The organism is Vibrio sp. 1580 (assembly GCF_033340055.1).
This window is the reverse complement of sequence record NZ_JAWOVT010000005.1, coordinates 213225-239744: the sequence shown is the minus strand read 5'-3', so window position 1 is coordinate 239744 and position 26520 is coordinate 213225. Positions and strand designations below refer to the sequence as shown.

The 26520-nt window shown below is 43.6% G+C and carries 23 protein-coding genes; 11 read left to right on the top strand and 12 right to left on the bottom strand.

Translation table 11 applies throughout. The annotated features are described in order from the left end of the window. Positions 1 to 56: 56 nt before the first annotated feature. Entirely contained in the window at positions 57 to 1043 is a 987-nt protein-coding gene (gene ebgR / locus R7093_RS10355) for a transcriptional regulator EbgR (protein ID WP_182016233.1), read from the top strand. Between the two features lie 171 nt (positions 1044 to 1214). Here ebgR and R7093_RS10350 read toward each other — a convergent pair whose 3' ends face one another. Further along, entirely contained in the window at positions 1215 to 2132 is a 918-nt protein-coding gene (locus R7093_RS10350; protein ID WP_158156818.1) for a LysR family transcriptional regulator, read from the bottom strand. Between the two features lie 112 nt (positions 2133 to 2244). On the opposite strand from R7093_RS10350, the gene chrA reads away from it, so the two are divergent. Beyond that, positions 2245 to 3384 (top strand): chromate efflux transporter, encoded by a 1140-nt coding sequence (gene chrA, locus R7093_RS10345; RefSeq protein ID WP_318146640.1) that lies wholly within the window; start codon positions 2245 to 2247, stop codon positions 3382 to 3384. Positions 3385 to 3507: 123 nt separating this feature from the next. Here the strand turns inward: chrA and R7093_RS10340 are convergent, their stop codons facing one another. Beyond that, positions 3508 to 4152, bottom strand: a complete 645-nt coding sequence (locus tag R7093_RS10340) for a helix-turn-helix transcriptional regulator (protein WP_005380169.1) — start codon at positions 4150 to 4152, stop codon at positions 3508 to 3510. 568 nt (positions 4153 to 4720) lie between these two features. Here R7093_RS10340 and R7093_RS10335 point away from each other — a divergent pair. Genes R7093_RS10335 through R7093_RS10320 form a run of 4 tightly spaced genes read left to right on the top strand, consistent with a single transcriptional unit; the run spans position 4721 to position 7298 of the window. Continuing rightward, positions 4721 to 5650: a hypothetical protein gene (locus R7093_RS10335; protein ID WP_005391691.1), complete on the top strand. Its 930-nt coding sequence runs from the start codon at positions 4721 to 4723 to the stop codon at positions 5648 to 5650. A gap of 20 nt (positions 5651 to 5670) precedes the next feature. Further along, a complete protein-coding gene (locus tag R7093_RS10330) occupies positions 5671 to 5994 on the top strand; it encodes a hypothetical protein (RefSeq protein WP_005380167.1) in 324 nt (107 codons plus the stop codon). Between the two features lie 5 nt (positions 5995 to 5999). Beyond that, positions 6000 to 6677, top strand: a complete 678-nt coding sequence (locus R7093_RS10325) for a C39 family peptidase (protein WP_033905563.1) — start codon at positions 6000 to 6002, stop codon at positions 6675 to 6677. A 54-nt stretch (positions 6678 to 6731) separates the two neighbouring features. Next, positions 6732 to 7298, top strand: a complete 567-nt coding sequence (locus R7093_RS10320; RefSeq protein WP_005380163.1) for a hypothetical protein — start codon at positions 6732 to 6734, stop codon at positions 7296 to 7298. Positions 7299 to 7522: 224 nt separating this feature from the next. On the opposite strand, the gene R7093_RS10315 is transcribed toward R7093_RS10320, so the two are convergent. Then, positions 7523 to 8518 (bottom strand): transporter, encoded by a 996-nt coding sequence (locus tag R7093_RS10315; RefSeq protein ID WP_005380160.1) that lies wholly within the window; start codon positions 8516 to 8518, stop codon positions 7523 to 7525. Between the two features lie 477 nt (positions 8519 to 8995). Here R7093_RS10315 and R7093_RS10310 point away from each other — a divergent pair, with 477 nt between their 5' ends. Continuing rightward, positions 8996 to 10687, top strand: a complete 1692-nt coding sequence (locus tag R7093_RS10310; protein ID WP_318146639.1) for an AMP-binding protein — start codon at positions 8996 to 8998, stop codon at positions 10685 to 10687. Between the two features lie 68 nt (positions 10688 to 10755). On the opposite strand, the gene R7093_RS10305 is transcribed toward R7093_RS10310, so the two are convergent. Next, entirely contained in the window at positions 10756 to 10956 is a 201-nt protein-coding gene (locus R7093_RS10305) for a DUF1127 domain-containing protein (RefSeq protein WP_224721253.1), read from the bottom strand. Positions 10957 to 11062: 106 nt separating this feature from the next. Between R7093_RS10305 and R7093_RS10300 the strand changes: the two genes are divergently transcribed. Further along, positions 11063 to 12010 (top strand): LysR substrate-binding domain-containing protein, encoded by a 948-nt coding sequence (locus tag R7093_RS10300; protein WP_130545035.1) that lies wholly within the window; start codon positions 11063 to 11065, stop codon positions 12008 to 12010. A gap of 118 nt (positions 12011 to 12128) precedes the next feature. Here the strand turns inward: R7093_RS10300 and fusA are convergent, their stop codons facing one another. Together fusA and radA are read right to left on the bottom strand one after the other, a co-directional pair. Further along, positions 12129 to 14219, bottom strand: coding sequence for an elongation factor G (gene fusA / locus R7093_RS10295; RefSeq protein WP_005386444.1), 2091 nt, complete (start codon positions 14217 to 14219; stop codon positions 12129 to 12131). Between the two features lie 215 nt (positions 14220 to 14434). After that, complete coding sequence (gene radA / locus R7093_RS10290; protein WP_005386443.1) at positions 14435 to 15814, bottom strand: DNA repair protein RadA; 1380 nt, start codon at positions 15812 to 15814, stop codon at positions 14435 to 14437. Between the two features lie 136 nt (positions 15815 to 15950). Between radA and R7093_RS10285 the strand changes: the two genes are divergently transcribed. After that, positions 15951 to 18299: a PilZ domain-containing protein gene (locus R7093_RS10285; RefSeq protein WP_005380143.1), complete on the top strand. Its 2349-nt coding sequence runs from the start codon at positions 15951 to 15953 to the stop codon at positions 18297 to 18299. A gap of 63 nt (positions 18300 to 18362) precedes the next feature. Here the strand turns inward: R7093_RS10285 and serB are convergent, their stop codons facing one another. Next, a complete protein-coding gene (gene serB, locus R7093_RS10280; RefSeq protein ID WP_005380142.1) occupies positions 18363 to 19343 on the bottom strand; it encodes a phosphoserine phosphatase in 981 nt (326 codons plus the stop codon). A gap of 91 nt (positions 19344 to 19434) precedes the next feature. On the opposite strand from serB, the gene R7093_RS10275 reads away from it, so the two are divergent. Beyond that, positions 19435 to 20040, top strand: a complete 606-nt coding sequence (locus tag R7093_RS10275) for a YtjB family periplasmic protein (protein WP_005391677.1) — start codon at positions 19435 to 19437, stop codon at positions 20038 to 20040. 94 nt (positions 20041 to 20134) lie between these two features. On the opposite strand, the gene deoD is transcribed toward R7093_RS10275, so the two are convergent. The 4 genes from deoD to deoC form a co-directional block, all read right to left on the bottom strand. Next, a complete protein-coding gene (gene deoD / locus R7093_RS10270) occupies positions 20135 to 20854 on the bottom strand; it encodes a purine-nucleoside phosphorylase (RefSeq protein ID WP_005380140.1) in 720 nt (239 codons plus the stop codon). Positions 20855 to 20997: 143 nt separating this feature from the next. Next, positions 20998 to 22218, bottom strand: a complete 1221-nt coding sequence (locus tag R7093_RS10265; protein WP_017635882.1) for a phosphopentomutase — start codon at positions 22216 to 22218, stop codon at positions 20998 to 21000. Positions 22219 to 22286: 68 nt separating this feature from the next. Beyond that, positions 22287 to 23615 carry a thymidine phosphorylase gene (gene deoA / locus R7093_RS10260; RefSeq protein WP_005380134.1) on the bottom strand — a complete coding sequence of 443 codons (1329 nt, stop codon included), beginning with the start codon at positions 23613 to 23615 and terminating at the stop codon, positions 22287 to 22289. Positions 23616 to 23712: 97 nt separating this feature from the next. After that, the gene (gene deoC / locus R7093_RS10255; RefSeq protein WP_005380133.1) at positions 23713 to 24489 is read right to left on the bottom strand and encodes a deoxyribose-phosphate aldolase; all 777 of its coding nucleotides are present in this window, start codon (positions 24487 to 24489) and stop codon (positions 23713 to 23715) included. Between the two features lie 90 nt (positions 24490 to 24579). Here deoC and R7093_RS10250 point away from each other — a divergent pair, with 90 nt between their 5' ends. Further along, positions 24580 to 24714 (top strand): hypothetical protein, encoded by a 135-nt coding sequence (locus tag R7093_RS10250; RefSeq protein ID WP_005391675.1) that lies wholly within the window; start codon positions 24580 to 24582, stop codon positions 24712 to 24714. A 358-nt stretch (positions 24715 to 25072) separates the two neighbouring features. Here R7093_RS10250 and R7093_RS10245 read toward each other — a convergent pair whose 3' ends face one another. Beyond that, positions 25073 to 26356: a NupC/NupG family nucleoside CNT transporter gene (locus R7093_RS10245; protein ID WP_005380131.1), complete on the bottom strand. Its 1284-nt coding sequence runs from the start codon at positions 26354 to 26356 to the stop codon at positions 25073 to 25075. Between the last annotated feature and the right edge of the window lie 164 nt (positions 26357 to 26520).

The window sequence follows — 26520 nt, the reverse complement described above, 5'->3', positions numbered from 1 at the left end:
TTTAAAATAGTCAGATTATTGAGCTCACACTTGGGCAGTGCCAACGGGAAATTTACATGGCAAAGCTAAAAGATATCGCCATTGAAGCAGGCGTCTCACTTGCAACCGTATCGCGGGTTTTGAACAACGACCCAACGTTGAGCGTTAAAGAAGAAACCAAATACCGCATTTTGGAAATTGCAGAAAAACTGGAGTACCGCACCAGTAGCTCGAAGAAAGGCATCAAAGAAGTTAAGCAAAAACATCACTTTTTAGCCTTATATAACTACAAACAAGAAACAGAGGTGAATGACCCTTACTACTTATCAATTCGTCATGGGATTGAAACGCAATGCGACAAATTAGGTATTACGCTAACCAATTGCTATAACAGTGAAATTGATGTTGAAACGAAAAAGATAACAGGTGTCCTTTTAGTCGGAAATGTCGACCAAAAGGTAGTAGATAAATTACCTAAACGTCTAGCCGATAGCATCTGCTACATAAACTTTTCAGATCCAACCTGCCCTTATGATTGCGTTGATGTCGACCTTATTCGAATCAGTAGGCAAGTGGTTGATTTCTTTGTACAACGAGGCCACCGCCGCATCGGTTATATTAGCGGTCAAAACAAGCCCGACGCAGCTGACACTCGTAAAAATGTGTTTTTGGACTATGGCTATCTAAAAGGCGTGGTCGCAGAACAAGATATACACTATTGTGCCTGCTCTAGTTTGTCCGGTTATAACTTAGCGAAAGAGATGCTAGCCAAAGGTGACTTCCCGAAAGCAGTATTCATTGATTCAGACTCCATCGCGATTGGCATAGTACGTGCAATCCATGAATTTGGCTTAAAGATACCAGAGGATATTACGTTGATTAGTATGAATGATATTCCTACTGCTCGCTTTACCTTTCCGCCGTTGTCTACAATTCGTATTCACTCTGAGTTGATGGGAACTCAGGGAGTGAACTTACTGGTGGAAAAATACCGAGATGGACGCTTACTCCCTCTTCATGTATACGTTCAAACAGAGCTTAAACTACGTGGTACAACTCAATGATACCTTTTCCATTAATCTCTTTTATGAATTAAATCTGGAACATCCCCCCCCTAACCCAAGACATTCATTTTGCACAATCAGTACTGTTTCGGTGTAACGCCGATAACTCAGCGGGTAGTAAGAAGTCCAACAACAAATAACTCTAAGCACCATGAGTGCCCCAAATGTTTATCATTTAGAGGTGATGGTCGAAAAAACCAACTCGCGTAGCCAAATGCCTTTGTCTTCATTGTTTCGGCTGGAATGCCACAGCATGGCAATATCAAAATCCGCAACGGCGATCGGCGGCTTAACAGTAGTGAGATCGTCCGAAAAGCCCTCCGCCAACGCCATTTTTTCTGGCACGATGGCAATGAGATCGCGCTTTTTCAACAGATGCCGAATAGTGAGAAAGTTGCGCGACGCCACGGTGACTTTGCGGCTCAAGCCATGTTCTGCGAGCTTTTGGTCTACTTGTGTCTTTAAGCTCCCATCGGGACTTACCAGAGCTTGCTCTATGTTCGCGAACGCTTCCAGAGACAGCTGTGTTTCCCCTTGCAATACCTGTTTATCACACATGCACACGTGCTTTTCGGTGTACAAGTACAAGCTCTCAAAGTTGTCATCCAACACCGGCATGCTGCCAATAATGACATCGAGCTTTTCATGCTCAGTTAATGCCACGTAGTTGCTACGATTGACGTTAATAAAACTGATCTGCGCCTCTGGGGCGCGCTGGCGTATTTCGTCATAAAGCCGAGGAGCAAAGATAAACTCGGCATAATCCGTTAACCCGATGCGACATACACCCGCGTAATTTTCAGGTTGGAAGGCAGACTTAGTGAGCAAGTCTTTGGCGATAGAATCCAATAAGTGATGCACAGTTGGCGCGATGTGGTGAGCGTGCTCGGTGGGCTCCATCTTGTGCCCTTTTCGCTCAAAAAGCGGGTCGTCAAACAACAACCTTAAACGAGACAAACTATGACTCATCGCCGACTGGCTAACGTAACTTTTCTCTGCCGCGACGCTAACGCTTCGATAGCGATACAAGTAGGAAAACGTCACCAATAAGTTCAAGTCAATGTTGCGCCACTGAATGTCCTCTTTCACTCCAACATCCTCATCCCATCTCATTCATAGATGAAATTAAAATCATCAATTTGAGTCATTTTAGAGCATTCGATAAATTAGCAACAATGCTTTTTAGATAAACAGGCTCGACATGTTCACCATATTCAAAACTTTTTTCTGGCTGGGTTGGTTCAGCTTCGGCGGCCCTGCGGCTCATATTGGTTATTTTCGCCAAACATTTGTTGAGAAACTGAAATGGCTTGATGACAGTGAGTACGCGCAAATTGTCGCGCTCAGTCAGTTTTTGCCGGGACCGGGCTCAAGCCAAGTTGGCTTTGCTTTAGGCTATAAACGTGGCGGTTTAGGTGGCGCATGCGCAGCATTTGTCGGATTCACGCTTCCTTCAGTGGCCATCATGTTGGCGCTGGCGATGGTGAGCAGCCAAATCACCGACACCGCAGTGTTCCAAAACATCGTTCACGGCCTAAAACTGCTCGCAGTCGTCGTCGTGGCGGATGCGACTTGGGGCATGTACAAAAACTTCTGCCAAAGTAAACTGACCGCGGGTGTGTGCGTCGCGACTGCGATTGCGTTGCTAGTGGCACCAAGCATCATGACGCAAATGTTCGTGTTGATCGCAGCAGGTTTTGTCGGTACGCGATATCTGAAGAAAGACTCCGCGTCATCAGCCGAGCCGTTTAAACCGTCTATCGCGCCATTGGCTCTATTTGCGGTGCTTTTACTCGGCTTACCATTAGTGGCTCATACGTTACCTTTGCTTGGGCTGTTTAGTGATTTTTTCCAAGCTGGTAGTTTAGTGTTTGGTGGCGGTCATGTGGTGCTGCCGCTTCTGCAAAACATTGTTGGCGACCAGCTCAGCCAAGATGCATTTTTAACAGGCTACGCCGCTGCACAAGCTGTACCAGGGCCAATGTTCACCTTTGCGACTTTTATCGGTTATGAGCTTTCGGATACGCCAATTTTAGGCGCTCTGATCGCAACGCTTGGCGTATTCCTCCCAGGGTTTCTTTTACTGCTTGGCGTTCTTAAAAACTGGCAAGCACTGGCAGGCAAACCGCTGGTCTCCGGCGCCATCAACGGTGTAAATGCCTCGGTAGTAGGGTTACTACTCGCGGCACTTTACCAGCCAGTATTTAGCAGCGCAGTTGTTGCTCCCATCGACATGGCGTTAGTGATTGCGGGTTTCTATCTACACAAAAAGCTCAACCTTTCGGTACTATGGATGATCGTGTTTTTTGTGGCAGCAGGCCTTGTCACGGGCATGATGTAGCCTGCTGATACGCCAACTATTGAATCTAGATAAACCACGGGCACTCAAATACGAGTGCCCTTGCTTAGATTAGATAGTGAAAACGGAACAGACCCCGATAAAAAGAGCATCACAAATTGTGACTTAACTTCTCTCGGTTAAGCCATTGTTCATTCTTACCAACTTAACCGCATCATGACGAGAATGGACATCGAGTTTTTTGTACAACTTGTATATATGGCTTTTCACTGTACTTTCAGATAAAAAAAGTCTTGAAGCAATTTGTTGATTTGAAATGCCGTACACAAGTAGCTCTAGAATCTGTTTTTCTCTGCATGTTAACTCATCATGCTGCTGTTCTTCGGACAAATTTGCATGCCGATAATTGAGGACTAACTTCTCTAGGTACATTCTTGGTAGCCACAACCCACCTTTCAGTACGTATTCCGCGCCATCACATATATGTGTCACTGATGCACTTCGGAGCAAAATTCCTTTTAACAACTTCCAATGCAGTAAGTCCGTTTGTACTTTTTCACAAGGGACGTTGTGAAGCATAAAGGACCACCCAAATAGATCAAAATCTGGTAACTTTCCTTGTACTTCAAGCTGACGCATAAAATCGTAATCAATAAACATCAAATCGATACTGAGTGAGTGACTTCTGAACACCACTTCATCTGGTTGCATTATCTTTACATCGACATCATGAATGGAAGACAGCTGTTTTTTTATTAAGTTACTTTGTAAATTACTCTCAGCTAGCAGTATCAAGTGCTTCTTTTCCATAGTCCCACCACATTAACTTACCTGTTTCACCAACCCCCGTTAGAAAATTAATTGGGGATAGCAAAGAGAATTTATCTTCATTTTAAGTAGAAAATATAGCACTTCAGAATGATATCGCATTGCTTTTCAGCACCGAAAAAGACTTAAAAAGTATGAACATGTTATATTTTTATCCATACTTTTCAACCTGTGTTAGCATAAGGATATGATTTATAATATTAAATAATAAAGATAATAATTGGATAAAATACCATTTATAAAAAATGGATGACTGCTCCGCTCAGTGCAATAGAACGAATTACTTCTTTATATTGGCTTCATTTCATACTTGATGAGTACTTAAAGTAAATACAAAAAATAACATTATGATTATGTTATTTTTTTCTTTAACACCTTAAAGAGACGCACCTAAATACTCCCTTCCAGCCTGAATCATTCTCAATAATGAGAACAGCTTTCACTGATCCTTTCTTATAATTTCATCGCTTCCCACAACATTTGAAGGAAGCAGCAAGAAGTTAAGTGCAGTCATTTTTAATCAGGAATAACAGGAAATGGAGTAATCGTTATGACTCTAAACAAAACAGGGCTTGCTTTAGCAATGTCAGCAATTTTATTTAGTGGCTCTCTAATCGCGAATGAGATCGATGATGGAGACGACAACATGCAATGGACTGACAGCGCTAATACCGATATCGGTTTATCTGGCAGCTTCAATGATAACAGTGACAATAGCGCATCTCTCGGTGTTGGTGATAGCTTCAACGACAACAGCGATAATAGTGCGTCACTAGGTATTGGTCATAGCTTCAACGACAACAGCGACACTGACAACAGTGCAACTCTTGGTGTTGATGACAGCTTTAATAACAACAGCGACAACTCAAACTCGAGCACTAACACAGCTCAAAGCCACAACGACAATAGTACGTCTAACGCTAACGACAACAGTACCAGTGCTGATCTTGATGTGAGCCTAAATAGTGATAGTAGTGATTCAAGTACTAACACAAATAGAAGCCACAACGACAACAGCGACTCTAGTACTACTGTAAGACGTAGCAACAACGACAACAGTGACTCTAGTATCAACAGTAGCTTTAACGATAACAGCGATAATCGTAATCAAAGCGACAACCGTAACCAGAGTGATAACCGTAGCTACGCTGATTCAAGCACAACAAACTCGAACAGCTTTAACGACAATAGTAACTATCAAAGTGACTCGAGCTCAACAAATGTTGATAGCTTCAATCAAGTCCATATGGATACAGATATGGTTGTTGCGAGCTCAAGCCTAATGGGTGGTGTTACAGGTGCATCAGTTATTTATGCAACTAACGCGGATGATACTCGAGTTCGAGTTGAAAACATGAACACCCTTGGTGGTCTTGGTGGTGCGGCTGGTATTACTACCGTTGGTCAGAATGCTGGTTCAAATTCACTTGTACAACAATCTGTTACAACTAATGCAAGTGTGTTTACTGGGGGTGAGTAACCGACTAGTAGGAGAAAGCGATGCGTTTGGCAATCTGTACTTTGAGTATGATAGTTGCCTGCACTGCACTCGCTGATGACATTGCATTATCTGGCGGAGAAGTTAGCTTGGATATCATGAATGAATCAAGAGGTGGACAAAATGTTGAACTCGACTTGGTTTATGCAGAATCAGATATCAATGGTATTTCGTCAGATAATGTCGCGTCAAACACCGTGAGTGGTAACAATATACTATCAAGTGGAGCGTTCGCAGACAGTTCGGGTATATCCAACGTAATTCAGAACAGCGGAAACAACGTTTTAATCCAGAACTCTACCGTCGTTAACCTGACACTCAAGTAAACAATATGAAAGTATTAAATAACGTAATTTGGCTGATGCTCGTTTATTCAGCATCAGCCATTTCATTAGAACTGCTACCTTACCGAGCACATTACTCTGTTCCTGTTAAAAGCTACAAAGAAATAGTGTTCGGTGATGTTTTTCGCCAACAGTATGACTTCAGCTGTGGCTCTGCCGCCCTGGCTTCTCTTCTCACTTTTCATTATGCAACAGAGTCATCTGAACAAGATATCTTCAAAAGCATGTTTGAAAAAGGTGATAAAGAAAAAATCAAAGAGAAAGGTTTTTCTTTGTTGGATATGAAGTTTTACTTGGATTCCATAGGGTTACGTTCTGACGGCTTTCAAGTAGGATTGGAGAAAATTAAAGAAGTCGGCGTCCCTGGGATTACTCTCGTTAATTTCGATGGGTATATGCATTTTGTTGTCATCAGAGGTATAAACAATCACTCAGTTATTCTAGGAGACCCTTCTAGAGGAACCATGATAATGAAACTGGATGAGTTTGAAAAATATTACCAAGGAATTGTGTTACTGGTCCGTAACGAAGCGGAAATGGGAAGGTCTAGCTTTATAACCAATGATAATTTCACCGTATATCAAAGATCACCATTAAAAACAGGAGTGTCTAGAGATTCCTTAGGGGTATTTAGCATTACTCTCCCAGTTTCCGGTGAAAATTAATATAACATTGTTTTAAATAACTTTAAGAACTAAACAACCTGAAAGGCCTGCATTATGAACTACAATAAATTTTTGTTAGTGCTTTGTATGCTAATACCTCATTTTAATGTGAATGCTAAAGATGTTGGCCTGCAAGAACTTACTCCTCTTTCAAATTTATCTTTAGAAGAATATCGAGGTGGCTTCCAAATTACGGACGAGTATATTATTAATATTGGATTAAGCATTACTACGACTATAAATGGCGATGATATTTTGAACACAAACATTGCCAACTTAGTAATTGAAAATGGTAATTTAAAAAACATTAGCGCAAATAGTGAAAATCAAAGTGGAGATATTTTCAACCAGGGTATTGTTAACATCATACAATTTGGTGAAGGAAATATTATTGGAGATGATTCTATAGATTCACCCAAAATGCCTTCGTCTCAAAATCCTAATATAATAAGTTCAGACTTTATAAATTCAAGTATTATCAATATTATTCAAAACACGAAAGATAACAGTATTATTGGACTTAGCACGCTCGTAGACATTGATGCTCAAGTAAATGGGGTAATACGGGAAATCAAAGCAAACCAACAATTAGAAGACGCCTTATTGAACCACCTTCAATGAGCATTTCCATTTTTATCTGAAAAATTGTCACGTTAAGCTTCTTTGATATTAGAAACGACTGAGATCTATGATTACATACCAAAAGAAAGGTAGATATATCAATAGGCCACCATCATTTTAAGAATATATACCTACTTTATCCAATATAATCCAATCAATTTATAATGCGAACACTAGGCGCTAACGATAAATTAGGCCCAAGACTCAAGGGCCTAATATCCATTTTACAAATTAAAAGGTACTCGTACTGTTAATTGAAAGTCGGGAGTATCTTCTGTAAGACCAGCTTGAGCACTAACATTGATAGATGAGCGTTCACTAAAGGCATAGTTTATACCAAAAGTTAATGCATCTAATTGAAGCAACTTAGCATCATCTGCCGATCTGCCATTTACTTTGCTTTTTAAAATAGTTTTATGGCTAAGTCCTAAAGAGAATGAAAGATCAGGATTCACCGCAAACCCCATTCCTCCTGAAAGAGAAATAGTGTCTCCAAGTTCAACATCAGCTTTTGTGTCGCCAACTGTAACAGTATCCTCTAAGTTATAAATATAACTTAGACTAGCGAACAAGACCGCAGGATCAACAGGGTGAATAAGAGATAAATTAGGCTCAAAACTCCAAAAACCCGAACCTGTAGGGACATCACTAAATGAGTTGCTTCCATCTTCAATAGAAACATCATAAGGCGATCGTCCTGTATCCGACTTTACTCTAAGGCCACCTACCCAGTATGGCGCAGACTCAAAGTTAAACTGGTGCCTCAATGCGAACTCTACATCACCAAGCCCTCCGCCATCCACCGTTGTGTTTACTACTTCACTGTTTGAACCATCTTGAATGGGGCGCGTAGAAACTTGGTCATTACGATACACATACGGCACTCTAACTTCTAACTCTGTGGCGTTTGTTAAACCGTACCGAGCAGTTAATCCAACGGTTACTGTAGTCCTATCCGAATCACTCACTTCAATTCGCCCAACAATCAGAGTTGGTAAGACTGTATACCCAACAACAGATACTTTGTTTGAAGAGTTTTGTGTATAGCTTAAAGACGAATCAAATGACCATTTACCTTTAGGTGTGAGAACGCCTGGGCGCTCAATAACATCACCAACCGTTTGGGCGCGCTGAGGAATATCATCTCCTTCAGCACCATATGCATTCCCCGCAATGAATAAACTACAAAGATAGGTACCCAGTAAAGTCTTCCGTAACATCACATCTTTCCTTTTGCTGATGATCGTACCCAAGTAATCTCAGGCAATAGCTTGAGGTGAAGCTCCTAACTTTCCAAAGTAAGATTAGTATAGCTACTTCAAAACCACGACATACCTTTAAGTTTGGCGCTTTGAAGAAATTAGGAGACATTTATACTTATCTTCAACACTAAGCCACTAGTTAATAAATAATTAGGATAGATTCTATGTTTTCGCAATATTATTAATAAAATAAATTGCTTACCTGTGCTCTTAGTATGAAGTCGATATGACATAACAGCTGAAAAGCCTGTTCTCTTTTGCGTAGCATCAATCACATTGCTTTTTTAGATCGAGTCGCTCCGACTTCAACCATAACTAACGCTATCTTCCCCACATATTTCATCAAAATGCATTCCCGTGTCGCGATTTAACATGCTAAAGTTAACAATGCGTTAACAATTATAAATACAATGAGAAGACATGGAGTCACTTAAAATGAATCAGCCGAATCTAAATAGCGCTGCTGGTTGCGCTCTCCCACCACCAAATGAAATGATCCTCAAATGGGCTCAAGAGCGTCCAAATGAGGTCTACCTAAAACAAATTATTAACCGACAATTTGTTGAGTACACATTCTCTGATGTTGCAGATCAAGCCTTAAAACTTGTCAGCGCACTACGCTCGCTTGGTTTAAAGCCTGGCGACAAAGTCGCGTTAGTATCTAAAAACTGTGCAGAATGGTTTATTTGCGATCTTGCTATGATGCTTGGTGACTATGTCAGTGTGCCAATCTTTCCTACCGCCGGTGCAGACACCATCGAATACTGTGTGACTCATAGTGAAAGTAAAGCGATCATTGGCGGAAAACTCGATGATCCCAAAGCAACTCAGCAAGTCATTGATGCTATGCCTGAACTCATTAGCATCGCTCTACCTTATGACACGGCACCAAAGTGTAAGCACGAATACCAAGCGCTCATTGCTGATGCAGTGCCAAGTAAAGAGCGTCCGCAGCATTACGATGACAAGCTAATGTCGTTGGTGTATACCTCAGGCACATCAGGGTTACCGAAAGGCGCGATGCTAACTTACGGCGCATTCAGTTGGTCTGTTCAGCAACTGATCAATCATATTGGTATCCAAGAAAACGACCGATTGTTCTCTTATTTACCGCTCGCTCATATTACAGAGCGTGTTTATATCTTCGGTTCATCGATTATGGGTGGCGTGCCAACAGCATTTCCAGAGTCACTGGACACTTTTATCGAAGATGTGAAGATGCACCGACCAACTCTGTTTATCTCCGTCCCACGATTATGGACGCTATTCCAGCAACGTATTCAAGACAAACTTCCACAGAAGAAGCTCAATATTCTGTTGAAAATCCCATTCGTCAATTCTTTGATCAAGAAAAAGCTAGCAGATGGTCTCGGTTTAGATCAGGCTCGAGTATTAGGCTGTGGCTCTGCACCTGTCTCGCCAGCGCTGTTGGAATGGTACCACTCAGTGGGCCTTGATATCACAGAGGCTTGGGGGATGACGGAATCATTTGCCTACAGCACGCTCAACTACCCATTTAGAGCTGACAAAATTGGTAGTGTCGGTAATGCAGGGCCAGGCATTGAGTTAAAAATCGCAGCTGATGATGAAATCATGGTGCGTGGTAAAGGGCTATTTTCTGGCTACTACAAAAATGATATTGCCACCCAAGAGTCTTTTGATTCAGAGGGCTGGCTACACACAGGCGATATCGGCGCTATCGATTCAGATGGTTATCTAACGATTCAAGGCCGTAAAAAAGATAACTTCAAAACCGCCAAAGGTAAATTTGTCTCTCCGGTTCCTATCGAGAAAAAGCTTTTCGAGTACAGTCGCGTAGAGATGATGTGTCTCATCGGTTTAGGGCTACCCGCTCCGATTCTTTTGGTTGTGCCACATGACTTCCCTAACTTTGATCGAGAGCGATACGCACGCACCACACGTAAAGTTATTGCTAGGATGAATCAAGAACTCACCTCTCATGAGCAAATCAAAGGCGTGTTAATGATTAAAGAACCTTGGAGTATAGAAAATGGCGTACTGACGCCAACGCTTAAAATTAAACGTCATGTGCTCGAACAAAAGTATCATGAGATAGGCCACAATTGGCCAAAAGATGAATTGGTCGTGTGGGAAGAAGACTTGTAATTTTGCTTGCACTCCTCAACACCATTGGGGAGTGCAACTTAACTTTGAGCTTGAATCAAACTCATAAACTACTCTCTCCAGAATGGCTTACTCACTTCACAACTAATCTCCCTTTCACCTAACCCAATATCGTCCCAAAGGTGCTTTGGTAACTCTCTCAAGTGACGACGTGTCTTATAGTTCCTTCTCCAAGCCGCCAGTTTAGAATAAATTAACTGTAACCCGCTCTGATGGGCAGTAGGTATAGTACGCTCACAAGTGTGTGTCATGTTTTCCATTTCAAAGATCCCTATACAATGTTGACCACTTAATAATCAGCGACTACGCTGATATCCTCAAACGATAGAATCTGCCATAGAGTTAAGGAAAACTAATGTGAAAGATCGAATGCCTCCCTTACAGGGCTTGTATTACTTTTTCGTTGCAGCAAAGGAAGGAAGCTTTAAAACGGCAGCAAAAGAACTGTTTGTTACGCCAGCGGCCATTAGTCAGCAAATTCGTCATTTAGAAGAGTTCTTAGGCACGGACCTATTTGTTCGTCAGCACAGAAAAATCGTGCTCACACCTGAGGGAGAGCTACTGTTTAGTCAGGCAGAAAGAGGGTTTGCTCATTTGCAGCAAGGGGTTAGATTAGTCAATCAAGATCCAAACCCGAACCACCTTTCGATATCAACACTCCCCTCTTTCGCTCATCATTGGTTAGTCCCGAAAATTACGGCTTTTCGTCAGCGTCACCCTGATATCGCCTTGCTATTAGAACCAACCAATGATTTGGTGTCTTTTCAAGATAGCCAGATAGATTTATGTGTTCGTTACGGTTTAGGAAAGTACCCCAATTTAGAATCACAATGGCTGATGGACGAAGCTTTTTATCCAGCTTGTCATCCGGTGTACCAGAAAGAGCACGGGATCTATAACATCGAGGATTTAAGCAAAGCTGAGCTGATTGAAGATGTTTGGCCTGATCTTGATTGGAATATGTGGTTAGCAACCTTGGGTCACTGCGCAGCAAAGCCTACCTTAAAATACAGTGGATCACATCTCGTGCTTGAGGCTGCACTATCACTTCAAGGCGTGGCATTAGTAAAACACAGTTTAGCTCATCAATATTTTCGTTCTGGCAAATTGGTCCGAATTGGAGATATCGCTATCAAGCCCAACTTTGCGTATTACTTGTGTGCGCCAAAAGGCTACTTAAAAAGACCTAAAGCTCAATTGTTTGCGCAATGGTTGAAGGAAGAAATAGAAATATTTGAAAAGTCAGTGGTACCAGACTTTAGGACCATTGACCTAAAAGGCAACAGTACTAGAACGGCATCATAACAATCGTCAAAACAAACGCTAAATAGGAATCAAACAAACACGCTCTGCGTATAAGACTGTTAAATACAAAAAGCCCCGCACTAAGCGGGGCTTTCAAGTTATAGAGTTAACTTAAGAATTACTTCTTAGCGTTACGCTCTTTAACGTCAGCAATTACTTGCTCTGCAACGTTTGTTGGACATGGTGCGTAGTGTGAGAACTCCATAGAGAACTGACCACGACCAGAAGTCATAGTACGTAGAGTACCGATGTAACCAAACATTTCTGATAGAGGTACATCACCCTTGATACGTACGCCAGTAGACGCTGCTTGTTGGTCTTTGATCATACCACGACGACGGTTAAGGTCACCGATTACGTCACCAACGTGATCTTCTGGAGTGAACACGTCAACTTTCATGATTGGCTCAAGAAGTTGCGCGCCAGCTTTAGGCATAGACTGACGGAATGCACCTTTCGCTGCGATTTCGTAAGCGATAGCTGAAGAGTCAACTGCGTGGAAACCACCGTCGAATAGTTCAACTTCAACGTCTAGAGTAGGGAAGCCAGCTAGAACACCGTGCTCCATCATTGACGCAAAGCCTTTCTCAACTGCAGGCCAGAATTCTTTAGGTACGTTACCACCAACAACTGTTGATTTGAACGTGAAGCCAGAGTTTGGCTCACCTGGTTTGATGCGGTAGTCGATCTTACCGAACTGACCAGAACCACCAGACTGTTTCTTGTGCGTGTAGCTATCTTCGATTGCTTGAGTGATAGTTTCACGGTAAGCAACCTGTGGAGCACCAACTTCTAGCTCAACGCCGTAAGTACGCTTAAGGATATCTACCTTGATGTCTAGGTGAAGTTCACCCATACCTTTCAGGATAGTTTCGCCTGAATCTTCATCAGTCTCAACTTGGAATGATGGATCTTCTGCAACCATTTTACCGATCGCGATACCCATCTTCTCAGAACCGCCTTTATCTTTAGGCTTAACTGCGATAGAGATTACTGGATCTGGGAAGATCATTGGCTCAAGAGTACATTCGTGCTTAGGATCACATAGAGTGTGACCAGTTTGAACGTTCTTCATACCAACTACAGCGATGATGTCACCAGCTTGTGCTGAATCGATCTCGTTACGCTCGTCCGCGTGCATCTCAACCATACGGCCGATACGCTCTGTTTTACCAGTTGCAGAGTTAAGGATTGTGTCACCTTTCTTCATCTTACCAGAGTAGATGCGGATAAAGGTTAGAGCACCGAAGCGGTCATCCATGATCTTAAATGCAAGAGCACGTAGTGGCTCGTCTGCAGATACAGTCGCAACTTCACCAGTTGGCTCACCAGTCTCTGAATCAGTTAGAGGCTGTGGATCAACTTCTGTTGGAGATGGTAGGTAATCAATTACCGCGTCAAGAATAAGTTGGATACCTTTGTTCTTGTACGCTGAACCACAGTAAGTTGGGAAGAATGCTAGATCACGAGTACCTTTACGGATACAACGTTTGATGTCTTCTAGAGATGGCTCTTCGCCTTCTTCTAGGTAAGCCATCATTAGATCTTCGTCTTGCTCTAGAGCAGTTTCGATTAGCATTTCACGGTATTCAGCAGCTTTTTCTACCATGTCTGCTGGAATATCTTGAACTTCGTAGTTCTCTGGTTGGCCAGACTCATCCCATACGTAAGCTTGTTGGCTTAGTACGTCTACAACACCTACGAAATCTTCTTCGATACCGATAGGTAGAGTCATAACTAGAGGTGTAGCACCTAGTACGTTCTGTACTTGATCTACAACTTTGTAGAAATCTGCGCCCATACGGTCTAGTTTGTTAACGAAGATCAGACGTGATACGTGTGATTCGTCAGCGTAACGCCAGTTAGTTTCTGACTGAGGCTCAACACCACCAGAACCACAGAATACACCGATACCACCGTCAAGTACTTTTAGAGAACGGTAAACTTCGATAGTGAAGTCAACGTGTCCAGGAGTATCGATGATGTTTAGACGGTGATCGTTCCAGAAACAAGTTGTTGCTGCAGACTGGATTGTGATACCACGCTCAGCTTCCTGCTCCATGAAGTCAGTAGTAGTTGAACCGTCGTGAGTGTCACCGATCTTATGGATCTTACCAGTTAGCTTTAGGATACGCTCTGTAGAGGTAGTTTTACCCGCGTCTACGTGAGCAAAAATACCAATGTTTCTGTATTTTGATAAATCAGTCATTGTCTTACTCTGTTAATAAGGTATAAAGTGCGCGCAGAGTATATCACATTCTGTCAATACTGATACCCTTGCGTGCGGATGGAAGAAAAAAAATTTTAACGTGAAATTTCCGTCCCCAAAGCATAGTCAAACACAGCAATTTATGTACTTTATTCGCATTTTATTGAGGACGGATAGAACAGTTTGTGATTGCACAAATACCATTCTTATGAGCATTACAGCTCGTCAAAAGCCTCTATAGCTTCCGACAATTTCTTAACGCCGTGAATTTGCATGCCAGGGATGCCACCTTTCGGCATGTTGGCTGCTGGCACGATGGCTTTCTTGAAACCATGTTTGAACGCTTCATTCAAACGCTCTTGCCCACTTGGCACTGGACGGATTTCGCCCGCAAGCCCTACCTCACCAAAAATCACCACATCTTTAGGGAGTGGACGGTCACGAAAACTCGATAAAAGCGCCATAACTAAAGCAAGATCAGCGCTCGTCTCCGTCACCTTAACACCGCCAACCACATTAACAAAGACATCTTGGTCTGCCATTTGTAAGCCACCATGCTTATGCAACACAGCAAGCAAAAGTGATAGGCGGTTCTGCTCCAAGCCGACCGCAACACGACGAGGGTTGGCTAACTGCGAGTAATCCACCAGCGCTTGAATCTCTACTAGTAGAGGGCGCGTGCCTTCCCAAACCACCATGACGGAAGAGCCTGATGTTTCTTCTTCACCACGAGAAAGGAAGATCGCTGATGGGTTACTCACTTCCTTCAATCCTTGACCTGTCATTGCAAATACACCAAGCTCATTCACAGCACCAAAACGGTTTTTATGACTACGCAAAGTGCGGAATCGGCTATCCGTTCCACCATCGAGTAGTACCGAACAGTCGATAATGTGTTCAAGAACTTTGGGGCCCGCAAGGGTACCATCTTTTGTTACGTGACCAACAATAAATACCGCAACATTATTCTGTTTTGCGTATCGTGTCAGAGCCGTCGCAGATTCACGTACCTGAGCAACACTGCCAGGCGACGATTGAACATCAGAAACGTGCATCACCTGAATCGAGTCTATTACCATTATACGAGGCTGCTCTTTTTCGGCGATTTGGCAAATTTTGTCGACGTTCGTTTCCGATAGCATTTTTAAATGATCTTTCGGCAAGCCCAATCGGGAAGCACGCATTGCCACCTGCTGTAATGACTCTTCACCGGTTACGTAAAGCGTTGGCATTTGCGCAGATAAACTACACATGGTTTGCAACAGAAGGGTTGATTTACCAGCGCCAGGGTTACCACCAATCAAAATTGCGGCACCTGGTACAACACCACCACCCAACACGCGGTCAAGCTCTTTAAACCCACTGGTGAAGCGAGGTACTTCTTGCAGATCAATTTCGGATAGCGTTTGAACCGTAGCTTCTGTTGCGGAACCAGCGTAGCCGCTTAAGCGTTCATTGCGAGCAACGGTTGGCGATGCAGCGATACGTACTTCTGTTATCGTATTCCATGCACCACATGCGTTACACTGCCCCTGCCAACGGGGAAAGTCCGCGCCACAATCATTACAAACATACGCTCGTTTTGCTTTCGCCATGATGCCTCAATTTTTTCTACAAATGTGACTAAGCACAGCCAAGTCAGACCTGAACTGAAATGAACTATTGATATACTTAAGTATTACTTCGCTTAGCCGATACAATTTAAAGTAACGACATACTCTAACAGAAATAATGCAGCAATCTGAAATTCTCTCGCTCGCAGAACGACTCATTCCCGTTTACGGTACGAATGACTTTGACTTTGTCCTTGGCCAACTGACCGAGGAAGAGCCGCCTTCGGCCAAAATTTTGGTTAAAATGGAACTTAACCGCTTAATGGCTCCATGCAAAAAAAGTATTGATTTGCGAGGTCGCGTTCAAGGCGAATGTCGCGAGTATATTTTGGATGGTATTCCACATTGGTTGGATGATGTTGCTTTCAACGCTTACCATAAAAACATCAAAAAGTTTGGCTGCTACACGGAAGGAATGTGGGAAGCATTAGTCAACACGCGAAATAACTTTCGCGTAATGAGCAAGCGCCTTACTCAGCAAAAAACGCAATCGTTAACGGATCCTAAAAGCCCGTTCTTAGCAGAACCTGTTCACCTAGGCTACGATTTAAAGCGCCAAGAAAAACGCTTGAAAGTCCAATCTCAAGTTGAAATTTGCCGTTCTAAAGGACAGCTTCTTCATGGATTAAGCATTGATTTATCTAGCTCTGGCGCAAAGTTCAAAGTCCCTAGCGCGTTTAAATATAACCTTGGGGAAATTATTCAGGTCACGTTTACTGAATTTGCCAGCAAATCTAACGTTGCAGGTATAGAGAAACCGCTTGCATACCGCATACTCGCGGTTGATGACTGTTACGAAAATGACTCAGTTCGATACCTCAGAACCATACGCTTAACTGACACCAATGTCGTCACCAGAGTGATAGATGAAGCGCTCAACAGTGCTGCTAAAAGGGCTCGTCACGACAATCAAGACAAGATTATTCGAGCTCGAACTCGCGGTTATGAGCACATCGCACTAAAGCACACCAGCAGCTTGCCTCTATTCTTTGATGGTAGTGACCTAAAATTAGCAATGTTAACGCCAAACAATCAAAAGCTTTGGCAATACTGGCACGATGAGAGAAACCAGCAAATGTTTGGTTCCTTATTCAACGAGCAACGCATCGCGTCACTCATTAAGCCTGGTGTGAAAGGAACAACCAATGTCCTTTATTCATTTACTCACGAGCACGAGAATCGAACCTATTTCTATTCGATGTTTCGCCCTGAAGCAACTCGCGAACAGCGCCAGCTATTTTGGCATTTAGGTGGCAAACGAGAGAGTTGGCGCGCCTTTAGAATTTCAATCTTTGAACTATCTGAGCAAGAACAGGAAGACCTAGCAGCATTCTCTCCAGAGTTGGCAGAAACGTCTCAATCACTGACTCATATTGGTATTTTGCAAGAAATTGCTGACGAAAAGTCAGGGCAGGATTACCTGCTAACTGAAAAGCCGCGCTTACCCGCTAATACGTTAAACGCGTTTCGCCATCCGAGAAGAGTTATTGGCAATCCAAAGGGCATTTATTTTGATGCAAAGTCTCGTCGTAAAGAGCCTCGTTATCGTTTTAAAACACCTTTAGAGTTGTACTCAGGACAAACTAAAACAGGCGGCTGTACTGTTGACCTTTCCAAACGAGGACTCGGAATTAGGCTAAGTGAGCCCACGATGTTACGTTCTGGGCAAGAGGTAAGAATCAACTTTCGAGAATTACAACTCTACGATAAAAAATTGCCGTTAATGTCGGTGCCATACCGAGTAATTCGTGTAAGCCCAGATGGTTGTAGCGTGCAGTTAGTTATTGATGAAAGCAGCCAAACCATGAAGGTAATCGCTTTTTTCAACAGCATTATCGAGCACAATCAAGACAAGCTAATCCCGCAAAAAGAGACGCTACCAAGTAATGCTCTACTTGAAAGACTGCACTGCATGTTGCTCTCGCGTACGCTGAGCACGCCCATTTTTATCAGTAAGAGTACGTCATCTTCAATAAAAACCCCCGTTATCGGGGTGAACTTGCCGCTACCTAAACACATTGAACTTTTTGCCCGTCTTGGGCATGACCAACTGTTGTCACTTGAACCTATCTTTAAAGGCCGGACAAGCACATTAATCGCAGAGCCAATAAAACGTGTAGAAGGTGCTCAAGCCAGACATCAGGATATCTACATAAGCGCCGCAAAAGTAGGCAATAAAATTACAGGCATTGAGTCAAAGCTTCATCAAGAGTTCAACAGCGTAAAAGAGCGGATTCAATTTATAAAGAAAGCGCGAATGATGGGTGACTTTTACGTGATTCGCCTTTCTACTGCGCCAATTTTCGATCCGATGACATCATTACTGCAACAAGATTTAAGTGACTTAACTCAATTTGGTGTACATCAAGCAAGCAAGTTAGAAAAAGAGTTGACGGCGCTCGTTGGTTACAGTGAATTTGAAGACATTACTGAAGAGGTAGTAATTAGATTGGAGTTAACCGAGTAAATTCAAAGTCATACCAAATTGAAAAAAAACACCGCCTTTCTGGCGGTGTTTTTGAATGGATGGTTAAGGTTTAGCTTTCCAGCTGACCTTTTGCTGCTTCACCAATGCGCCAGATAAAATACAGAGCACACCGCCCAACCCTGCAAAGCGAATCGCTGATTGCGCTTGAGCTTCCACTTTTGGTTTTGCGTGATACGCAATCCCTAATCCTGCCACCGACATCATCACAAGATCATTAGCGCCATCACCGACAGCAACCGTGTTGTGCTGCTCAATTTCATATTCATCCGCCAGTTCCACTAGAATGTCAGACTTCATCTGCGCCGTTACCACATCGCCAAGTACTTTACCCGTGAGTTTGCCGTCAATAATTTCTAATTGATTGGAGCGAGCAAAGTCTAAGTCGACTTTATCTTTGATGTAATCAGAGAAGTAAGTAAAACCACCGGAGGCAATCGCTGTTTTCCAGCCCAAGGCTTTCAACGTCGCAATTAGCGCTTCAAAGTCCGGCATGAATGGTAACTGGGAACGAACTTGTTCAAGAATTGATTCATCGGCACCTTTGAGCTTACCAACTCGCTGACGTAAACTTTGCTCAAAATCCAGCTCACCTTGCATGGCACGTTCAGTGACTTCAGCGACCTCATCCCCTACTCCTGCCAGTTTCGCGATTTCATCAATACACTCTATCTGGATCGCCGTTGAATCCATATCAAATACAATCAACCCTTGGGTTGATAGATCGGGCACTTCATTAAGCGAGGCGTAATCTAGGTTGAGACTTTGTAAGATCGTTTCATGTTGAGGAGTCAACTCTCCGGCCATCAGGGCTACTTCATATTGGCCAACTTTCCACGTTTCTAGTATTGGGTTGTAAAAGCCGGTGAAGAAATCAATGTCTTCGAAGTGACTTGGCGAAAGGTACTCAGCAAATACGATCCAGTTTGCTTTTGCTTTATCTAATTGGGAGGCAAATCGAGTCTCGGGTAATCGTTTTAAAAGTGTCGTATGTTTTCTGATAGGCAAGCTTTTTGACGCGTCCATGTATATAATCCCTTATGACTTTGCTAAAACGTTACCTCAACAAACTAAAAAGGCAAGTCTTTGTTTTATTTTAAATGGATGAGTAAAGAGCATGAGTGAATCTTTGTTCTCAGTAAGGAATGCCCTAAGAATTCTGGCACTAATCCTACTGTGTGTGATGTTGTTTATCACAATAAAAAACAGTGTTGTGATCAGTAAGGGTAATGAGAAAATTCAAGCACAACAGCTTGAAACGCTCACCAAAGTTTTGATTTCACAGGCGTCTCTTTCTGCCAGTGAGATGATTTTAACTAAAGATCAAGAACGATTACTTCAGCTAACAAACCAGCTAGCACAAGACCGTTTAGTGTTTGATGCAACAATCTACGATGCACAGGGTGTACGTTTAGCGTCTAGTGAAGAGGCATTATCGGTACGCGAAGTTCTTGGCCTGGATACGCCTTTGGCAACAGCTTCCATTGGTCGCCAGCAGTTGGTTGAACCAGTTTTTGCAGATGGTGCGCTTATCGGTTTTGTTCGCGTGACCTTTGAGACGGGCCGGGTGACGGCTATTTCTGACCACCACTATCGCAAGAGTGATCGTTATATGTACATGATGGTCTTAATGAGCTTTGTCTGTGGTATGTTGTTCATCTTGATTTTACGTCGACAACCGATACGTCGTAAAAAAGCGCCAAACCTTCTGCTAACCAAGTAACTAGGTAGCGCTAATAACTCATATAAAAACAGCCCGCAATGTGCGGGCTGTTTTTTAGCTCTTGAGAGCGAAAAATAGAATGACTCTTCGTCGCTTACTCTTCGTCACCAAGCAATACTGAATCTAGTGCGATTAGCATCATGTCGTTGAATGTCGTTTGACGCTCGTCAGATGTAGTCTGTTCGCCAGTCTTGATATGATCAGAAACCGTACAGATTGTCAGAGCTTTTGCACCGTATTCTGCCGCAACACCGTAAATACCAGCCGCTTCCATTTCAACACCAACAATGCCGTACTTGTCCATTACATCGAACATTTCTGGATCTGGCGTGTAGAAAAGCTCTGCTGAGAATAGGTTACCAACTTTAACGTCAATACCGCGAGCTTTTGCAGCGTCTTCTGCCGCACGAACCATGTTGTAGTCTGCGATTGCCGCGAAGTCATGACCTTTAAAGCGGATACGGTTCACTTTAGAGTCAGTACATGCACCCATGCCGATCACAACATCACGCACTTTGATGTCTTCATTCACTGCGCCACAGCTGCCAACACGGATGATTTTCTTCACGCCGAAGTCTTTGATTAGTTCAGTCGCGTAAATCGAGCATGATGGGATACCCATACCGTGGCCCATTACCGAGATCTTACGGCCTTTGTATGTGCCTGTGTAACCAAACATATTACGAACGTCACACACTTGAACGACATCTTCAAGGAAAGTCTCTGCGATGTATTTTGCACGTAGTGGATCACCAGGCATCAGTACGACGTCTGCAAATGCACCCATTTCAGCATTGATATGTGGAGTTGCCATTTTCTTTTCCTTAACCTTTCTCTAGCGCTCCGCGCTTAAGGCGATATAAGCCAGAGTATTCTCATTTCCGACAAGCAGCATTTACATACTGCAAACATAAAACTAGGAGCAATCGAGCTCCTAGTTTTCAAAAACCTAACTAATTATAGGAAGTTCTTACCGTAATCCATTGGAGAAGTACCGAAGTAACTTGCCAATGTTTGACCGATATCTGCGAATGTTTCGCGGCGGCCAAGAGAACCAGCTGGTACTTTTTGACCATAAACCAATACTGGGATGTGCTCACGAGTATGGTCAGTGCCTGGCCATGTTGGGTCACAGCCGTGGTCTGCCGTTAGGATAAGCACATCGTCTTCTTCCATAATCTCTAGCACTTCGTTGATACGACCATCGAAGTACTCAAGTGCCGCTGCGTAACCCGCTACGTCACGACGGTGACCGTAAGCTGAGTCGAAGTCTACAAAGTTAGTGAATACGATCGTGTTGTCGCCCGCTTCTTTGATTTGCTCTAGCGTTGCTTCGAACAATGCAGGGATACCTGTCGCTTTCACTTTCTTAGTGATGCCGCAGTTTGCGTAGATATCAGCAATCTTACCAATAGAAACCACGTTGCCTTGCTTCTCATCAACGAGCTTCTGAAGAACCGTTGCTGATGGTGGCTCTACAGAAAGATCACGACGATTACCTGTACGCTCAAATTGACCTTTACCAGCACCAACGAATGGGCGCGCGATAACACGACCAATGTTGTAATCTTCTAGCTCTTCACGTGCGATTTGGCAAAGCTCTAGTAGACGGTCTAGACCGAAAGTCTCTTCGTGACATGCGATTTGGAATACAGAGTCAGCAGACGTGTAGAAGATTGGTTTGCCAGTCTTCATGTGCTCTTCACCAAGATCGTCAAGAACTTGAGTACCAGACGCGTGACAGTTACCTAGGAAACCGTCAAGCCCCGCACGCTCAAGAATGCGGTCAGTCAATTCTTTCGGGAAGCTGTTTGCTTTGTCAGTGAAGTAACCCCAGTCAAACAGAACAGGAACACCTGCGATTTCCCAGTGACCAGACGGCGTGTCTTTACCTGAAGAAAGCTCTGCTGCATGACCGTATGCACCAATGATTTCAGCGTCTGTGTCTAGTCCAGGTGCGAAGCGACCTGTCGATTCTTTATGCGCCATTGCCAAACCAAGTTTCGATAGATTTGGAAGGCGAAGTGCACCTTGGCGATTGTCGTTATCTGCTAAGCCTTTTTCACATTGGTCAGCGATGTGACCTAGTGTGTCTGAACCTACATCACCAAATTCTTTAGCGTCGGCAGTTGCACCGATACCGAATGAGTCTAGTACTAAAATAAATGCTCTTTTCATTGCTCGTTCCTTAGGCCCACTCGGCTTTTTATTATGGTTGAGTAGGCCTTGTGTAATTACTTGTTCTATTAGATATCTTCTGCACGAATTTGGCGGTAAACCTCTGGAGTTGGTGTGTATTCACCACCTACTTTGATTGCACTGCGCAGTGCTTTTGCCGCTTCTTCCCATTGCTCTTCAGTGCGAGCGTGGATGACCGCAAGAGGTTTATCACTGTCTGCGACCTCACCTAGGCGGATGAACTCGTCGAAACCAACTGCGTAGTCGATTTCATCAGTAGCGACTCGACGACCACCACCCATAGCAACCACAGCCATGCCGATAGCACGTGTATCCATTGCAGAGACAATGCCCGTTTCTGTTGCGTAAACTGGCTTGATGATTTCTGCTTTTTCTAAGTAGTTGTCGTAGTTTTCTACGAAGTCCGCAGGGCCGCCTAAGCCAGCAACCATCTTGCCGAAGCACTCAGCTGCTTTGCCGTTATCCAGCACTTCCATCAGTTTTGCGCGTGCGTCTTCTGTGTTCTCAGCAAGCTTGCCAAGTACTAACATTTCAGCACATGAAGCCATGGTCACTTCAAGTAGACGAGGGTTACGGTATTCACCTGTTAAGAAACGAACCGCTTCACGAACTTCTACCGCGTTACCCGCTGAAGACGCCAATACTTGATTCATGTCCGTAAGAATTGCCGTAGTCTTAGTGCCAGCACCGTTTGCTACCGCAACGATTGATTTTGCTAGCTCTTCAGACGCTTCGTAAGTTGGCATAAATGCACCTGAACCCACTTTTACGTCCATCACTAGCGATTCCAGACCCGCCGCCAGTTTCTTAGAAAGGATCGACGCCGTAATCAGGGAGATATTGTCTACCGTTGCGGTAATATCACGAGTCGCGTAAACACGCTTATCCGCAGGAGCAAGGTCACCAGTTTGACCGATGATCGCCACACCAGCGTCTTTGGTTACTTGACCAAAAACATCGTTGCTCGGCGTAATGTTGTAACCAGGGATAGATTCAAGTTTATCCAGCGTACCGCCTGTATGACCAAGACCGCGGCCAGAGATCATAGGTACGAAACCGCCACACGCTGCCACCATTGGGCCAAGCATTAAAGAAGTTACGTCACCCACACCACCGGTTGAGTGTTTGTCGACAATTGGACCACCGAAATTCATGTGGCTCCAGTCGATAACCATGCCCGAATCACGCATTGCACACGTTAAGGCGATGCGCTCATCCATGGTCATTTCATTAAAGAAAATCGTCATAGCAAACGCCGCAATCTGACCTTCAGATACCGTGTTGTTCGCTACGCCTTGAATAAAGAAGTTGATTTCATCGGCGGTTAGGACTTCGCCGTCACGTTTTTTACGAATGATTTCTTGTGGTAAATACATTAGTGCCTCCCAAGCTCTTTTGAGCCATGGTTGTAGTAGGATAGAAGAGGTTTGGTAGCACCCGTTTAGGTGCTACCGTTCAGACGTATTATTGGAATTAGTACGCTGTTGGATCAGCGACGTCGTCCGATACTTCTAATGTATTTAGTAGGTTGGTTAGCAGGCTAGACGCACCAAAACGGTAGTGACGAGCATCAACCCAGTTGTCACCTAGGATTTCGTCAGCCATTGCTAGGTATGCTGCTGCGTCTTCAGCAGTGCGCACACCACCTGCTGGTTTGAAACCAACAGTTTCTGCAACACCCATGTCGCGAATAACTTCAAGCATCATGCGAGCGTATTCTGGTGTTGCGTTTACTGGCACTTTACCAGTTGAAGTTTTAATGAAGTCAGCACCTGCTTCAATACAGATTTGAGATGCTTTCTTGATTAGTGCTTCTTCTTTTAGTTCACCTGTTTCGATGATCACTTTAAGAAGAATGTCACCACAAGCTTCTTTACATTGCTTAACTAGTTCGAAGCCTACTTTCTCATCACCCGCCATTAGCGCGCGGTAAGGAAAAACTACGTCAACTTCGTCTGCACCGTAAGCAACCGCCGCTTTTGTTTCAGCAACTGCGATTTCAATGTCGTCGTTACCATGTGGGAAGTTCGTTACTGTTGCAATACGAACCTCTGGCGTACCTTGCTCACGAAGTGTCTTCTTAGCAATAGGAATAAAGCGAGGGTAAATACAAATTGCAGCTGTGTTGCCTACTGCTGTTTTCGCGTCATGACATAGTGAGATCACTTTTGCATCAGTGTCATCGTCATTCAACGTAGTTAGGTCCATAAGTTTAAGTGCACGTAGCGCTGCTGCTTTTAAATCGCTCATTTCTATCTCCGATCAATATTCAAAAAATTCACTACTCAGCCTTACATCACGTCTTTAACTATAATCAACAAGTCGAGACAATGTGAGTAAATGGCTAAACAGTCTATTAATGAACGGACTTGGTTCCCTGAAGACTCGGCATATACAGCGAAAATTTATCATATGCCAATTGCTATCCTTGTCACCGCACAGTACCAGTTTGGCCTATGGCACAACAATCTATGATTGCGGTGTCTTTAATATCACATCACAAAGCAAAACGCCTATTAGATCTGATATTGCAGGGCAATTCATTTGCCCATCGATTATGTAATATTCATTACGTGATTAAGAATCAAGCTTAACCACTATCCTGTGATTAATACATTATAGAGTTTCACCGCAAAACTGTAGCACCAAATAGAGCGCAAACGGTTTGTATCTCAAAATTTCCTAGCCCCTATTCCATTGACTGCGTAATACCTCGACTAAGGCAAACACCCGATGAAATTTTGGAGCCCGAAAAACGAAAAATGCCCCGCAGCAATCTCTTGCTACAGGGCATGATGTAAAACGGCGTCTATATATTAAGAACCGATTCTAATTATAGTGCTGCAAGGCTTAAGCAGAAGCCTGCAATTGTCGCTGCCATAAGGTTAGACAACGTACCTGCAAGAACTGCTTTAACACCCATGCGAGCGATGTCACTACGACGGTTTGGTGCAAGGCTACCTAGACCACCAAGTAGAATCGCGATAGAAGAAAGGTTCGCGAAACCACATAGTGCGAATGAGATGATAGCTGTTGTCTTCTCAGACATTACTTCACCAGTTGCCGCGATTACTTGAGCGTTTTCACCTAGATATGGTGTGAAGTTCAAGTAAGCAACGAATTCGTTCACTACGATTTTCTGACCGATGAATGAACCAGCTGTTACAGCTTCTGCCCATGGAACACCGATTAGGAATGCTAGTGGAGAGAACGCGTAACCTAGGATTAGCTCTAGTGTTAGTTCTGGCATGCCGAACCAACCACCGATGCCACCTAGCATACCGTTGATTAGCGCGATTAGACCAACGAATGCGATTAGCATTGCACCTACGTTAAGCGCAAGTTGTAGACCAGAAGCCGCACCGCCCGCAGCTGCGTCGATTACGTTAACTGGTTTGTCGTCACCGCCGTCCATCGCTTCTTCGATACTTTCGTGAGGCTGGTCAGTCTCTGGGTGAAGGATTTTAGCGAACAGTAGACCACCTGGTGCTGCCATGAATGATGCCGCAACTAGGTACTCTAGTGGAACACCCATAGATGCGTAACCAGCTAGTACACCACCAGCAACAGAAGCTAGACCACCACACATTACCGCGAATAGCTCTGATTGAGTCATTTTTGGAACGAATGGGCGAACAACTAGAGGTGCCTCAGTTTGACCTACGAAAATGTTAGCTGCCGCTGACATTGATTCCGCACGAGAAGTGCCTAGCGCTTTTTGTAGTGCGCCACCAAGAATCTTGATAACCCATTGCATAACGCCAATGTAGTAAAGAACTGAAATCAGTGCAGAGAAGAAGATCAGTGTAGGAAGAACACGGAATGCGAAGATGAAACCGCCGCCGCCGAATACTTCGAACATCTTGTCAGAAACAAGACCACCGAACAGGAATGATGAACCATCGTTACCGTAGTTGATAACGTTAGAAACACCTGAAGAGAAACCGTTTAGTAGATCACGGCCCCAAGGTACATACAGAACAAATGCACCTAATGCGAATTGGATAGCGAATGCGCCACCCACAGTTCTAAAGTTGATAGCTTTTCGGTTGTTAGAAAATGCCACTGCAATCGCAAGAAGCACTACCATACCGATTAGGCTCATAAACAGGCTCATAGTTTATGACTTCCTTATAAGTTATTTATTGGCGTGTTACAAAATGGAGCTATAAAGCGGGGGCAATTATACTCATGCAGAATCAATTAAAGTAATGCCAGCCTCACACTTTCCTATAAGATTCATGATTGATTCAACCAGCTTTGTGAGTTAATTCACAATAA